The sequence below is a fragment of the Maricaulis sp. B-26 genome (assembly GCF_056857855.1).
Genome location: NZ_JBSXNX010000023.1, coordinates 19,787 through 31,993, shown reverse-complemented (window position 1 = coordinate 31,993; position 12,207 = coordinate 19,787). Strand labels below are relative to the sequence as shown.

Sequence of the window (12,207 nt, the reverse complement as noted above, 5' to 3'; positions counted from 1 at the left end):
GGGCAGCAGACGCTCAGTCCTGCAGGTCGAGCTTGATCTGCACGGTGACGCGGTCCTCGTCGTCGGTTTCGGTGTCAGGGCTGGTGCGATAGCCCAGCTCCACCCAGACTCCCTCGCGCACCCGCGCCAGATAGCGCGCGCCGAAGGTGAAAAACTCGTCGTCGTCCAGCGGCGTGTTGAGCGGTCCGAGATCGTCCTCGTACTGGCGCATGGTGTAGTCGGCGACGACTTCCCAGCGCCGCCCGTCCTGTTCTTCCGCATAGACCAGGGCGAAGGAAGCCTCGTCGCCATCCGCCGTGCCGCCTTCGACGCTCAGCGCCTGATCGGCGGTGACGACCAGGCGGGCGCTCAGATCGCCGGGGCCTGCGCCGAGCGGATTGCGATAGGCGGACCAGGCGGAAAAGCCGTCGCTTTCCAGATCGCTGAACTGGCCGTCCGAGCCGGCAAAGGCCGCGCCCAGGCCGATCGTCCAGCCCGGCTGGTTGTTGAAGCGCTCGCCGGCCTCCTGGCGGCATTCGGATTCGGGCCTGGCATCGGGACGCGGCGTTATCGCTCGCCGATCCTCGGGCAATCGCTGCCAGTTCTCGAGCGCGGCAACCAACTGGAGGCAGGTCGCGAGCTCTCCGTCCAGGCGCGGATCCTGCTGGTCGAGCAATTGGGTGAAGACGCCGATGCCGAGCCGCGACCCGTCATCGCCGCTGCCCACGCCCGCGAGGGAAACGGCGGTGCGGGCGAGAATGCGCGTGCCGCGGCCGGCGCGGGCATAGTCCTCCAGCGTGATGTCGTTGTCCGCCCACCAATAGGGACGGCCGCCGAGGGCGAAGCCGGGCTGCAGCCGCCCGTCCTCGTCCAGATAGGTGCCCAGCTGGGTGCCCAGATCGGACACGTTGGCCACCTGGGTCAGCCCGCCCGGATCGGCACCGACGATGGCAAGGCCGGGCTGGGTCGGGATGCTGGCATCGACTTTCATCTCCTCGGCGAGCGATGTGGTCTCCGGCTGGACGAGGAGGGCGAGGGCGAGAATGAGGGATGCGCTCATTGGCCGGCCTCCAGCGTGAAGTCGATTTTGTCGAAGTCGAAGGAAGTTCCGCTCTTTGTCTTCGAGCCGACCCGCCAGCTCTCCTCGCCGCCGGACCTGGCGATCACGAGCTTTGCGTTCGTCTGCGTGCGCGGATCGTTCTTTTCGAGGGTCTTGAAAGTGATCCAGACTTCGTACTGGCCGAGACCCGGCAGCGTGTAGAGATTGTGGCCGGCATCATTGTCGTCCGACGCGATGTGAACCGGTTTCTCGCCGTCGACGCGATAGAGAAAGCTGGCGACGACATCGGCTTCGGTGGCCCGCACATCGAGCGTGAATCCGCTCGTCTGCTGGCCGCATTTGATGGTTTTCATGCGTGTCTCCTGGGATGAAATTGTCGGGGCGGGGAGGAAGTCAGCGGTCGCGGCATTCCAGCACGGCGAGCCAGGGCGATCGTTTGCGCGGGGGAATGAAGCCGTCCTCGTCGAGCGCGATCCGTTTTCGGCCGACCGTGTGGCCGCTCGCGCCGTCCCCGTCGCGCGTATTGCCGCCGATCGTGTCGATGAAGGCATGGCCGGGATCGACTGCGACGACGAGGTCGCAATGCGAGCTGTAATGTTCGCCCCGGCTCCATTTCCGGCGCGCATCGCGGAATTCGGCGACCTCGCCCGTTCGGCTGAAATGCACCAGGTCGCCGACGCGCGGGCTGTAATTGTCCGGGTGGTGGACGTGATAGAGGCGGCTGTCGACGCCCGCCGCGCTCTCGCGCCAGGCACGGCCGACATAGGCGGCATGGCCCGGTCCGTAGGCGAAACGGCTGCCGCCGCCGGCCCGTCGGACGATGAAAGAGATGAAGGCGGCGGACCAGGGCGGGCGCCAGGTCTCGTCCGGGTTCCAGGGCGTGGGTTCCTCGGTCGCGCCGTCGAGATGATCGACGCCGATCGAGACCCAGTACTCCTTGACGAAATCCTTGAAAGGCGACTCGGTCTCCTGACCGGCCCCCTCATCGAAGCGTGTCCATTCGGCGAGGCAGAGACGCGCTGCCTCCTGTGCGAACGCCATCTCGACTCTCCCTCTTCGCGCAGACTAACGGCATACAGTCTCGCAAACAAGTTTAGGTTGATGACAAGTCCGGGGCGATTAGGGCGGGCATGACTGCCAGGACTGGCCCCGTCGTGGCGCTGCCGCGGGGACAAGTGCGCTTTGCTTGCCAAATCGGCGCGTCCCGTCCATGGTCGCCGCAACAGTTCCAAGGGGTGTCCCGCGCGTCGAAGCGGGACTGAGATTTCACCCTTAGGACCGGATCCGGGTCATGCCGGCGTCGGGATGGAGCAGGCCTTCGCGCCACAGCCTTGCCTGTGGACCGGGCCCTTGAACTCTGACCGCTGCCGTCCGACCGCCTGTGCGCGAAACGAGATGGCGATGATGAAGTTTGCAGCGATGACGAAACCCCTTGGCGCCGCCCTTCTGCTGGCCGGTGCGACTGCCCTGTCCGCAATACCCGCTCAGGCACACCCCTCCGAGGACGATCCGGCCACCGCGCATTTCCTCGCCAATGAAGCCATCCTGGTCACGGCCGGCGAGACCCGCATCCTGTTCGATCCGCTGTTCAGCGTCTCCTACGGCTATCCGCTGGTGGCACCGGATGTGCGCGCCGCGATCATGGCCGGCGAGGCGCCCTATGACGGCGTGGATGCGGTCTTTGTCAGCCATGTCCATGGCGATCATTTCGACGCGGCGGCGGTCAATGCCTATCTCGCCGCCCATCCCGATGTGATCCTGGTCGGTCCCTGGCAGGCCCGGCTCGACATGCAGGCGGCCGAGGGCTGGGACCAGGCCTTCGAGGCGCGCATCCACGCGCTGCCCTTCAATGCCAGCCCGCAGGAGCTGGTGCTCGCCGCCGACGGTGTCCAGGGCGCCATTCGCGTCGAGACGGTCCACATCCCTCATGCCGGCGGCCCGGGCCGGGCGGACATCCAGAACATGGCCCACCGGGTGACGCTGAATGGCGAGGCCACGGTCATGCATCTCGGCGACGCCACGCCCGAGCCGTCGATCTATGACACCCGTTCCGATCACTTCCAGGCCCGCACCAGCCAGCACGCCTTCCCGCCCTATTGGGTGCTGGGCGAGTGGGGCGGCGAAACCACCCGCGCCCGTCTCAATGCCGAGGCGGTGACCGGCATCCACATTCCCATCCGGCAACCGGACTGGCTCGATGAGAGCGGCGAGGACTATTTCACCGAGGCCGGTCAAACCCGGTCCATCCCCGATCACAGCCACGACTGATCCCGAGGACGTTTCCCATGAACAAGCCCACCAACCAGTCCGAGTTCGAGACGCCGGAAGTCACCACCGGGCCGCTGCCGGGATCGCGCCGGGTCTATACCTCGCCGCAGAGCGCGCCGGCGCTGAAAGTGCCGCATCGCGAGATCGACCTGCACCCGACCGCGAACGAGCCGCCCGTGCGTGTCTACGACACCTCCGGTCCCTATTCCGATCCGGATCACACGCTGGACGTCGAGCACGGCCTGCCGCGTCACCGGATGGACTGGTACAAGGATCGCGAGACGCAGGCCTATGAGGGCCGCCCGCTTTCCCCGCTCGATAATGGCGGCGCTTCGGGCAAGTATCTCGCTCGCGCATTCCCGACCCGGCACCAGCCGCTCAGGGGTGAGGCGGGCAAGTCGCTCACCCAGTACGAGTTCGCGAAGGCCGGCATCATCACGCCGGAAATGGTCTATGTCGCCGAGCGCGAGAATCTGGGCCGCAAGGCCGCCGTCGAGGGCGCCGCGGCGCGCATCGCGGACGGCGAGAGCTTCGGCGCCGCCATCCCGGAGCATGTGACGCCTGAATTCGTCCGCGACGAGATCGCCCGCGGCCGCGCCATCATCCCGGCCAATATCAACCACCCGGAACTCGAGCCGATGATCATCGGCCGCAATTTCCTGACCAAGATCAACGCCAATATCGGCAATTCCGCCGTCGCCTCCTCGGTCGAGGAAGAGGTGGAGAAAATGGTCTGGGCGATCCGCTGGGGCGCCGACACGGTGATGGACCTCTCCACCGGCAAGAACATCCACAACACGCGCGAATGGATCCTGCGCAATTCGCCGGTGCCGATCGGCACCGTGCCGATCTACCAGGCGCTGGAGAAGGTCAATGGCGTCGCCGAGGACCTCACCTGGGAGGTCTTCCGCGACACGCTGATCGAGCAGGCCGAGCAGGGCGTGGACTATTTCACCATCCATGCCGGCGTGCGGCTCGCCTATGTCCCGCTCACCGCCGACCGCGTCACGGGCATCGTCTCGCGCGGCGGCTCCATCATGGCGAAATGGTGCCTCGCGCATCACAAGGAGAGCTTCCTCTACGAGTACTTCGAGGAGATCTGCGACATCATGCGGGCCTATGATGTCTCCTTCTCCCTGGGCGACGGCCTGCGTCCCGGCTCCATCGCCGACGCCAACGACCGCGCCCAGTTCGCCGAGCTGGAAACCCTGGGCGAACTCACCAAGATCGCCTGGGACAAGGGCTGCCAGGTCATGATCGAGGGGCCGGGCCATGTCGCCATGCACAAGATCAAGGAAAACATGGACAAGCAGCTGGAGTGCTGCCACGAGGCGCCCTTCTACACGCTCGGCCCGCTGACCACGGACATCGCGCCGGGATACGACCACATCACCAGCGGTATCGGCGCCGCCATGATCGGCTGGTTCGGCTGCGCCATGCTCTGCTACGTCACCCCGAAAGAGCATCTCGGCCTGCCCGACCGCGACGACGTGAAAACCGGCGTCGTCACCTACAAGATCGCCGCCCATGCCGGCGACCTCGCCAAGGGCCACCCCGCCGCCAAGATCCGCGACGACGCCCTCTCGCGCGCCCGCTTCGAATTCCGCTGGGAAGACCAGTTCAACCTGGCCCTCGATCCGGAAACCGCCCGCGACTTCCACGACCAGACGCTTCCGAAAGAGGCCCACAAGGTCGCCCATTTCTGCTCCATGTGCGGCCCGAAATTCTGCTCGATGCAGATCACGCAGGAAATCCGGGACACGTTCGGGTCAGCGCGGGCGCCGAACAATGTGGAAGAGGCGATGGCCGAGAAAGCGGCGGAGTTCCGCGAGAAGGGCGGGGAGATTTATCTGAGCGAGGATGGGAAGACGCGGGAGCCGATTGATTAGGGGGAGTTCGTTGGATTGGGATAATTCTATTCGCGTTTTGGTTGTTATATGCTTCTTTAGCGTGTTTTAATAAGGTAATCAGTGGCTGACGTGTTTGGTATTTCTAAATGTTAGAAGATCTCGACCAGTTAATTTTTTTAATGTCGATCCGAACGCGCGAAGCAACATGTCACAGATGCCTATAGAGCGTATCGTGGAGGCGCGTACCGGTCCGCCATAGTGTCTTGCTGGATCGCTTACGTATTTGATTTTATCGATAAAATAATGGAGTTGTCTGCTTCTGGCGATGCACAGGCGATGGAAGTGAAGACTCGTTTTGAAAATATCCAGAATCAAATACATAGAAATGACCCTGAAGGATTGAAGAAATCAATATTGTTTGAAAGAGAAATTATTGATTTAGCATCGGAGAGTTTTGAGTTTTTAAGTGCCCAAGCGCGCACTGATTTGGAGCGGTTGCGGGATGACCGAAATCGTTGTGCGCATCCAAGCTTCCAGTCAGAGACTAGCATCTACCAGCCCACAGCAGAACTGGCTCGACTTCACATAGTTAATGTAATCCATCATGCGCTAAGTGAACCCCCGCGATATGGGAAAAGTTTAGTCGAACGTATATGCAGTGAATGTGCTTCCAGCGCATTCCCAGTTAATATAGCAGATGCGCGGCATTATCTTGTTGCAATAGGTGTAGGAAATCCTCGACCCGTTTTGTCCCGAGCAATTACGGATGCTTTAGTATTTTCGATGTTTGATGAAAATAGTCAGTTGTACCGAAAAAAGCGGCCAACATTTGCTCTTGGTGCTATGGTCGAAATAGATCCTGAGGTGGTGCCTGACAGAGTTAAAGAAAATTTCAAAAAAATAATACCGAATCTTGCTCAAAATAATGCTTGCTTGATAATTCCTATCGCAAATATTGTCCCGCCTCTTCGGGAGATTTTGACCGAGGGCGATATCGTGAGAGCAATCGGTTCGGCACAACTTCTCGACCGAGACAAGCGGCTTGAGTATTATGCTTATGCGACTGAAATTGATGCATTTGCAGAAAAGTTAATTGATGAAATAGATGAATTAGGTGATGAAGATTTCGGGCGTTTGTTGAATTTTTCTAGCAATGAATATTTGGTTGAAATGGCTATAGACCGTTTTATTTCTGTAAGAAATTGGCACTCTGCGAACGAAAAATACAATCAATTTTTCTCAAAAATATTATTTGATCTTGATGAACATCAATTGGGAGGGATCTTTGATGCGGCTCGAAATGGAGATGCAGATTTGATAGGTAGCCATGCCTTTCACCAGATGCTGCGGGATTTGGATGAGGCCCCGCCATTTGACTCTGACAAATTAGCGGGCCTCTTCGATGAGTACGACCTCCAGCAATATTTGTGACCAGTGCACGCTTTTTTAGGTTTTTCTTTCGATCCCCCAAACCCCGTCTCACGGCTCCAACGGCGTTAAGGGCGCTGAGAATAACGGGTACACGCACCAATTTCCCCCCCACCACCCCCTTCATCCCATGCCGAGAATTCCGCCACCGGGGCCCAGCGGGGTCAAGGGCGCTCCTTTTGACGCTCGGCTTGATCCGAAAAGTGGTGCCCACTTTTCGGGCCTCGCTGGAGCGCCGTCCCGGTTCCTCTCTTGACCCCGCCGGGCCCCGGTGGCCTGCTGGCTGGCAAAGGATTTAAGGGGGAAGAGATGCAGTCGCAGCTGGAACGTAAATTCCATAATGCATTGCTCGATGCTTACATGAAATCCAAAGCGATCGGGTACAATGCCACCCTGTTTATACAGATGCTTCAAGACCGTGGCGGGCTCGCGACGGCTAAGGCTTTGATCAATTCCACGAAGCCGTCTGATGGCTATACCGCGCTATATAGTCGTGGCCATTTGGAGCTAACGGTCGAAGCGATCGTGATCGATAACCCGATGTGGCATGAACTCTTCACCGATGAGGAGTTAGCAAAGGCGCGCAAGCGCCTCGAAGATTACGAATATCGTCCGAAACAGTAACGCGATTTCTTTGGCCGTATTAACGGCGTTGCTCCCAGATCCTCGCCCTTGACGGGCGAGGGGACCGCAACGCGCTCCTGCCTACGGCTCCCGCTCCGTCCCGGTCTTTGAGTCCTCGTCTCCGCTCTCGCCCCATGTCAGATAGGCCAGGCTTGCGAGGAGGCCGGCGCCGGTGAGGCCGAGCCAGGGGAGGAGTTCGGGGTCCCAGCCGGCGAGAGCCTGCATCACGGCGAGCCAGGTCATCACCGCGATATAGACCGCAACTGCGATCAGAAAGCGCATCCAGGGACGGGGCAGGAGCGGACCGGCGTCCGGGGTGGCGGCGTGCCGGGCGGGTTTGCTGGCGGTCATTTCGGGGCTCTCCTCTTGCGGGGCGATCAGGTCTCGCAACTCGGCCGGAGAGCGGTCGAAACTTGCGGCCAGCGACCGCAGGGTTTCCAGACTCGGGGTCTCGCCGCGTTCGGCGCGCTGGATGGTGCGCTCGCTCAGCCCGCTGATCTGCGCGAGTTGTTCCTGCGACCAGCCCTTTTCAAGGCGCAGCGATTTCAGTCCCATGCCTGTCCGTCTCTTCGTCCCGATTGCGAACGCCTACATAGGAGTCCGGCCGCCCGGTCGGCCACGACAGGCAGGCGACAGGAAGGTGACAAGTGCAGGACTTCCAGGCAAGGCGGGCGGACTCGCTGATCGACGCGGGCTTCCAGGTCCTCGCCCCTGATGGGCGAGGGGACCGTCCGGAGCCCGCAGGGCGTAGGAGGGTAGAGTGGGTGACTTCGCAAAGACCGGGAACGCTTTGCATTTCGCCCCTTCCGTCCCTTAGGGAGTCGCGCCCCGCCCTATTCGCGGGCGCCCTGGATGATTTCGACGAGCGCGGCGGCGACGGGCTGGTTGAAGGCGCCGCCGAGGGCTTCGGCCCATTGGTAATAGCCTTCGTCGAAAGCGTCCGCCGTGGCCGCATCGCTGGCCAGCAGCGTGTCGACCGAAGCCGCGAAGGCGGCCTGGGTGAAGGGGATGTGGCCGAAGGTCAGCGGCTCGGGTCCGTCGCCCATATCGGCGATCACGGCGCCGAAAATCGTGCAGTGAACGACGGTCTCGCCGTCGAGCTGGGCGGCCGGCTCGATGCGGCCGACGACAATGCGGGCCTCCGGGCGGTCGATATCCTTGAGGCTCCATGCCTGGCCGGGTGCATAGGTCATGACGGTTTCCATATCTGACGGACCCTGCGTAGACCGATCGGGGGCCGCTGCCAATTCGTCCCGGGAGCGGCGCAAGGTCGCGCCTGTATCCTTCCTGTTTTCGGGGCACGAAAATTTCGCCACCCGGCGATCCCTCGGGTGATCCGGTTTCGCGCCTGAGGCGTATACGAGGCAGGTTCTCCCCCCGGAGAGCGGCGCCTGCCTCCCCACTCGACCGTCCCCTCGCGGCAGGGCAGGCGCCGTTTTCCGCTTCCCGGCAAACCGCTTCGACGTCCTGGACGACTGGATACGTTTTGGGGTGGTCGCATTTTCAGCAAAACCGGTTCCCGCATTTGCTGAAAATGCAGGTTTGAAGCGGTCGCATTCTCGAACCGCAAAACCGGTTCCCGCTTTTGCTGAAAATGCAGGTCTGAAGCGGTCGCATTTTCGAACCGCAAAACCGGTTCCCACTTTTGCTGAAAATGCAGGTCTGAAGCGGTCGCATTTTCGAACCGCAAAACCGGTTCCCACTTTTGCTGAAAATGCTCAGATCCGTTCGGAGACCTTGATCGCGGTGCGGCAGCCCAGCTCGATCAGGCGCGAGAGCAGGGGGTAGCCCGGGGTGTCGCGGGCGCCTTCCTCGCGGGCGAGGTCGCGGTGTTCCAGCTCTTCCTCGCGGAATTTCGCGAACAGCTCCGCCAGCTCGTCCTCGCCCATGGCGCGGAGTTCCTCGATCTGGCCGGCATAATGCTGTTCGATCACCGTCTCGACGGCTTCGGTGCAGGCATGGGCCGCCTTCTCGCCCATCAGGGCCGTGCCCGCGCCCAGCGCCTTGCCGGCAAGCTGCCAGACGGGGGCGAGGGCCGTGGGGCGGGTGTCGTGCCGGAAGATCAGGTCGTCGAACGTGTCGAGATGGTGCTGCTCGTCCGCTTCCATCTCTTCGAGCTGGCGGGCGATGCGCGCCTTGTGGGGAAGCTGACCGAAGACGGCCCGCTGGCCCTGATAGATCGCCACCGCGCCGTACTCGCCGGCATGGTCCACGCGCACCATCTGCTCGATCCGCCGCGCGTCGCGACGCTTGCCGGGCAGGGGCGGGGTGAAGCGGGAGGTCTCGGCTTTGGGGGTGGCGGTCTCGTCCGTCATTGGCGCAGGCCCTTGAAGCCGACGAAGGCGGAAATGCCCGCCATGACGGCGGAGATGAGGGCGTTATAGCCGGCCATGGAAATGCCGAACAGCGTCCAGGCGGCCTCGTCGCACAGCACGACCGGACGCTCGCCGCCCAGCGCGGCCAGCACGTCGCTGACCGAGACATCGCCGATATTGGAGGCGGTGCAGCTGGCCGGGCCCTCCCACCAGTCGTATTCGATGCCGGCATGCCAGAAGGAGAAGCCGGCGGAGAAGGCCAGCACGGCCGCGACGGCGAAAATCATCCAGGGCGCGTATCGCGCCAGCTCGGGCCGCACGCTCAGCAGTACGCCGGAGGCCAGACCCAGACCGATCACGGCCATATGGATATGACGCTGGTCGTAGCACAGGGCGCAGGGGTCGTAATGGCCGATATACTGGAAGCCCCAGGCGCCGAGCAGAAGCAGCAGCGACCCGCCTGCCATGAGCAGGGGCCAACGCGTCAGGGGAAACTGGTGCAGCATGGGTGTCATATGAAACATGATTGCGAACTCGACAGTCTGGCGCACCGCGACCAATGCGCACAGTTGAGAATGAGTTTTAGACTTAAAACAGTCCGAGGGCGAAGTCTTTAACCGCGCTCAACGCTGCGCTTCCGAAAACGATCAGGATCGCGATCCAGACCAGTCCGAGGATCAGCCCGGCGAGGACCAGGAGCCCGTCGCGGGTGAGCAGTCCGAGGGATGCGATCGCCAGCGCGATACCGGGGGTGGTGTTGGTGGCCGGGAGGGGGATGAGGATGGAGGTGCAGAAGACCAGGAAGATGACGCCCACGATACGCTCTGCGGTGGGGCCCGAAAGCAGGGTCAGGCGCGGCCGCGCCAGCGCTTCCAGCCAGCCGAACCATTTGCGTCCGCCCCGCGCCATCCGGTCCAGACCCGCCTTCCCGATCCGCCGCTCGCGGAACCTGCCCGGCAGCCAGGGCTCGTCCCGGCCCAGCGCCATCTGGCCCGCCAGCGCGATCATGGGCAGGGCCATGATCTGGGGAACCCCGTAGAGAAAGGGAATCGAGACCGGCAGGGCCATGGCGAAGAGGATTACCCCGAAGGCCCGCTCGCCCAGTGCGTCGACGAATTCGCCGAGCGTCATCCCGTCCTCGCCGGCCTCCGCGGCGATGGTCTCGAGCGTAGCGATCAGCCCTCGCGATGGCGCTGCTTCCGTCATTCTCTTCCCCTGCCGGCGACCGTGCGCGAACGGCCGGAGACTAGTTGTGGCAGCCGGTGCAGGGAAGAGGAATGGGCGATTGACAGTCCGGGCCTCTATGGGCAGCTTGCGCCGCGCATCCGCCGGGGCAACACGCACCCGGAGCGGCGTGCCCCTGTGGCGGAATTGGTAGACGCGACGGATTCAAAATCCGTTTCCGCAAGGAGTGTCAGTTCGAGTCTGACCAGGGGCACCAGCCTTCGCTCTCCCTTTTGCTTTCAGGGCGGGCTTGGGGTGGCGAGTCACCCGCAGCGCGAATATGAGCGTAGCGAGCGGGCTAAGAGGTGTCCCCCATAGCCTCGGGCGCAGGGCGACCCTTCACCGAGACCCTCACATCCTTGTGACCCCCGCGGGTGCGGCGGACCCGTAGCTTTTTAGTGTGATGATTGGCAAATCTTCACCCGGTTTCGTCGCGCTCTCGTCAGGTGAGCAGGCAAGTGCTAGCGTTCGCAGTGCGACAGTTCGAAGGAGGCCGAGACCTTGGTGTCACCCGGCAATGCATTGCTCTTCGTACGTTTTTCCTTCGCGCTGACCTTTCTCTGGTTCGGCGCGTTGAACTTCACGCCCGCCGGAACAGAGATCGTCGAAGGCTGGATCGAGGGACATGCGCTGCTCTCCGGTCTCGCCGACCAGGCCGGCTCCGCGGCCGGGGCGCTGGGTATCTACCAACTCGTCATGGCGGTTCTGATCGGTCTGCCCATTCCGTCCGGAAGCTTCCGGCGGATCGGATTCGCCATGCTGGGTCTGCATGCGATCATCGCGATGAGCTTTCTCTTCACCAATCCGGTCTGGCTGGAGGCCGAAGGCGGTTTCCCGGCGATCGGATCGGGGCAGGGCCTGCTCAAATACCTCGCCATGCTGGGGCTCGCCTTCTGGGCGGGCAGTTTCGAGAATACGCGCATGTTCTCGCACCGTCACAGCGAGATGCGCGGCTGGAGCCAGCCCATTATCTGGGCGGGCCTTGTCCTCGTTCTCGCCTGGATCGGCGGTATGAAATTCACCGCATCCGAAGCGGCCGGCATCGAGCCGCTCCTGCGCAGCAGTCCCTTCTTCTTCTGGCTGCCCAATGCCGCCGGTGTGCAGATTTCGTCCTGGATCATCGGCGGGATCGAACTGGCGACAGTACTGGCGCTGCTGGGTTTCTGGTTCGATCGCCGCCTCTACCGGATCGGTCTCGGTCTGGCGGCGGTGACCTTCCTGTTCACGCTGACTTTCCTCACCAGCTTTGCGGGCGCCTGGGATGCAGACCTCGGGGGCTTCCCGGTCCTGTCCCGGGCCGGACACTTCCTGCTCAAGGATTTGCCGCTTCTGGCGGCCTGCGTGGCCCTCGACTCCGAGACCGGGCGGCATGGCGTCTGGCGGCGCGGTTGACGCGGATTTTCTGGGTAATGTTCTGAAACGCGCTTCACACTTGCCGCGCCGCCCGCCGGTCCTGCTT

The 12,207-nt window shown here is 62.5% G+C and carries 13 protein-coding genes, 1 tRNA gene and 1 riboswitch; of the genes, 6 read left to right on the top strand and 8 right to left on the bottom strand.

Annotation, left to right across the window (positions count from 1 at the left end):
• Window positions 1-13: 13 nt before the first annotated feature.
• From AC13HB_RS09495 to AC13HB_RS09485, 3 genes are read right to left on the bottom strand one after another with little or no spacing between them, the layout of a single operon-like run.
• Window positions 14-1,039 (bottom strand): hypothetical protein, encoded by a 1,026-nt coding sequence (locus AC13HB_RS09495; protein ID WP_482949507.1) that lies wholly within the window; start codon window positions 1,037-1,039, stop codon window positions 14-16.
• On the bottom strand, window positions 1,036-1,392 hold the full coding sequence (locus AC13HB_RS09490) for a hypothetical protein (RefSeq protein ID WP_482949506.1): 357 nt from the start codon (window positions 1,390-1,392) through the stop codon (window positions 1,036-1,038). The genes AC13HB_RS09495 and AC13HB_RS09490 overlap by 4 nt, the downstream gene beginning before the upstream one ends.
• 40 nt (window positions 1,393-1,432) lie before the next feature.
• Complete coding sequence (locus tag AC13HB_RS09485) at window positions 1,433-2,080, bottom strand: DUF2272 domain-containing protein (protein WP_482949505.1); 648 nt, start codon at window positions 2,078-2,080, stop codon at window positions 1,433-1,435.
• 180 nt (window positions 2,081-2,260) lie between these two features.
• Window positions 2,261-2,362, top strand: a riboswitch (TPP riboswitch).
• Between the two features lie 78 nt (window positions 2,363-2,440).
• Between AC13HB_RS09485 and AC13HB_RS09480 the strand changes: the two genes are divergently transcribed.
• The 4 genes from AC13HB_RS09480 (at window position 2,441) to AC13HB_RS09465 (ending at window position 7,209) form a co-directional block, all read left to right on the top strand.
• A complete protein-coding gene (locus AC13HB_RS09480) occupies window positions 2,441-3,307 on the top strand; it encodes an MBL fold metallo-hydrolase (protein WP_482949504.1) in 867 nt (288 codons plus the stop codon).
• 17 nt (window positions 3,308-3,324) lie between these two features.
• Window positions 3,325-5,196: a phosphomethylpyrimidine synthase ThiC gene (gene thiC, locus AC13HB_RS09475; protein ID WP_482949503.1), complete on the top strand. Its 1,872-nt coding sequence runs from the start codon at window positions 3,325-3,327 to the stop codon at window positions 5,194-5,196.
• A 264-nt stretch (window positions 5,197-5,460) separates the two neighbouring features.
• On the top strand, window positions 5,461-6,588 hold the full coding sequence (locus AC13HB_RS09470; RefSeq protein WP_482949502.1) for a hypothetical protein: 1,128 nt from the start codon (window positions 5,461-5,463) through the stop codon (window positions 6,586-6,588).
• Between the two features lie 306 nt (window positions 6,589-6,894).
• A complete protein-coding gene (locus AC13HB_RS09465) occupies window positions 6,895-7,209 on the top strand; it encodes a hypothetical protein (protein ID WP_482949501.1) in 315 nt (104 codons plus the stop codon).
• 81 nt (window positions 7,210-7,290) lie between these two features.
• On the opposite strand, the gene AC13HB_RS09460 is transcribed toward AC13HB_RS09465, so the two are convergent.
• From AC13HB_RS09460 to AC13HB_RS09440, 5 genes are all read right to left on the bottom strand, one after another.
• Complete coding sequence (locus tag AC13HB_RS09460) at window positions 7,291-7,764, bottom strand: helix-turn-helix transcriptional regulator (protein WP_482949500.1); 474 nt, start codon at window positions 7,762-7,764, stop codon at window positions 7,291-7,293.
• 278 nt (window positions 7,765-8,042) lie between these two features.
• A complete protein-coding gene (locus AC13HB_RS09455; protein ID WP_482949499.1) occupies window positions 8,043-8,402 on the bottom strand; it encodes a hypothetical protein in 360 nt (119 codons plus the stop codon).
• Window positions 8,403-8,927: 525 nt separating this feature from the next.
• Window positions 8,928-9,524 carry a demethoxyubiquinone hydroxylase family protein gene (locus tag AC13HB_RS09450; RefSeq protein WP_482949498.1) on the bottom strand — a complete coding sequence of 199 codons (597 nt, stop codon included), beginning with the start codon at window positions 9,522-9,524 and terminating at the stop codon, window positions 8,928-8,930.
• Window positions 9,521-10,048 carry a disulfide bond formation protein B gene (locus AC13HB_RS09445; protein ID WP_482949497.1) on the bottom strand — a complete coding sequence of 176 codons (528 nt, stop codon included), beginning with the start codon at window positions 10,046-10,048 and terminating at the stop codon, window positions 9,521-9,523. Before AC13HB_RS09445 ends, AC13HB_RS09450 begins: the two co-directional genes overlap by 4 nt.
• Window positions 10,049-10,112: 64 nt before the next feature.
• Entirely contained in the window at window positions 10,113-10,730 is a 618-nt protein-coding gene (locus AC13HB_RS09440; RefSeq protein WP_482949496.1) for an exopolysaccharide biosynthesis protein, read from the bottom strand.
• A gap of 150 nt (window positions 10,731-10,880) precedes the next feature.
• On the opposite strand from AC13HB_RS09440, the gene AC13HB_RS09435 reads away from it, so the two are divergent.
• Together AC13HB_RS09435 and AC13HB_RS09430 are read left to right on the top strand one after the other, a co-directional pair.
• Window positions 10,881-10,965 (top strand) — tRNA-Leu (locus AC13HB_RS09435).
• A 287-nt stretch (window positions 10,966-11,252) separates the two neighbouring features.
• On the top strand, window positions 11,253-12,140 hold the full coding sequence (locus AC13HB_RS09430; protein WP_482949715.1) for a DUF417 family protein: 888 nt from the start codon (window positions 11,253-11,255) through the stop codon (window positions 12,138-12,140).
• The last annotated feature ends 67 nt before the right edge of the window (window positions 12,141-12,207 follow it).

Excerpts from the sequence above, each read along its gene's own strand:
- AC13HB_RS09455 (WP_482949499.1), bottom strand. The coding sequence starts at position 8,402 with ATGACCTATGCACCCGGCCAGGCATGGAGCCTCAAGGATATCGACCGC.
- AC13HB_RS09445 (WP_482949497.1), bottom strand. The coding sequence starts at position 10,048 with ATGTTTCATATGACACCCATGCTGCACCAGTTTCCCCTGACGCGTTGG.
- AC13HB_RS09485 (WP_482949505.1), bottom strand. The coding sequence starts at position 2,080 with ATGGCGTTCGCACAGGAGGCAGCGCGTCTCTGCCTCGCCGAATGGACA.
- AC13HB_RS09450 (WP_482949498.1), bottom strand. The coding sequence starts at position 9,524 with ATGACGGACGAGACCGCCACCCCCAAAGCCGAGACCTCCCGCTTCACC.
- AC13HB_RS09490 (WP_482949506.1), bottom strand. The coding sequence starts at position 1,392 with ATGAAAACCATCAAATGCGGCCAGCAGACGAGCGGATTCACGCTCGAT.
- AC13HB_RS09470 (WP_482949502.1), top strand. The coding sequence starts at position 5,461 with ATGGAGTTGTCTGCTTCTGGCGATGCACAGGCGATGGAAGTGAAGACT.
- AC13HB_RS09480 (WP_482949504.1), top strand. The coding sequence starts at position 2,441 with ATGATGAAGTTTGCAGCGATGACGAAACCCCTTGGCGCCGCCCTTCTG.
- AC13HB_RS09460 (WP_482949500.1), bottom strand. The coding sequence starts at position 7,764 with ATGGGACTGAAATCGCTGCGCCTTGAAAAGGGCTGGTCGCAGGAACAA.
- AC13HB_RS09465 (WP_482949501.1), top strand. The coding sequence starts at position 6,895 with ATGCAGTCGCAGCTGGAACGTAAATTCCATAATGCATTGCTCGATGCT.
- AC13HB_RS09440 (WP_482949496.1), bottom strand. The coding sequence starts at position 10,730 with ATGACGGAAGCAGCGCCATCGCGAGGGCTGATCGCTACGCTCGAGACC.
- AC13HB_RS09495 (WP_482949507.1), bottom strand. The coding sequence starts at position 1,039 with ATGAGCGCATCCCTCATTCTCGCCCTCGCCCTCCTCGTCCAGCCGGAG.
- thiC (WP_482949503.1), top strand. The coding sequence starts at position 3,325 with ATGAACAAGCCCACCAACCAGTCCGAGTTCGAGACGCCGGAAGTCACC.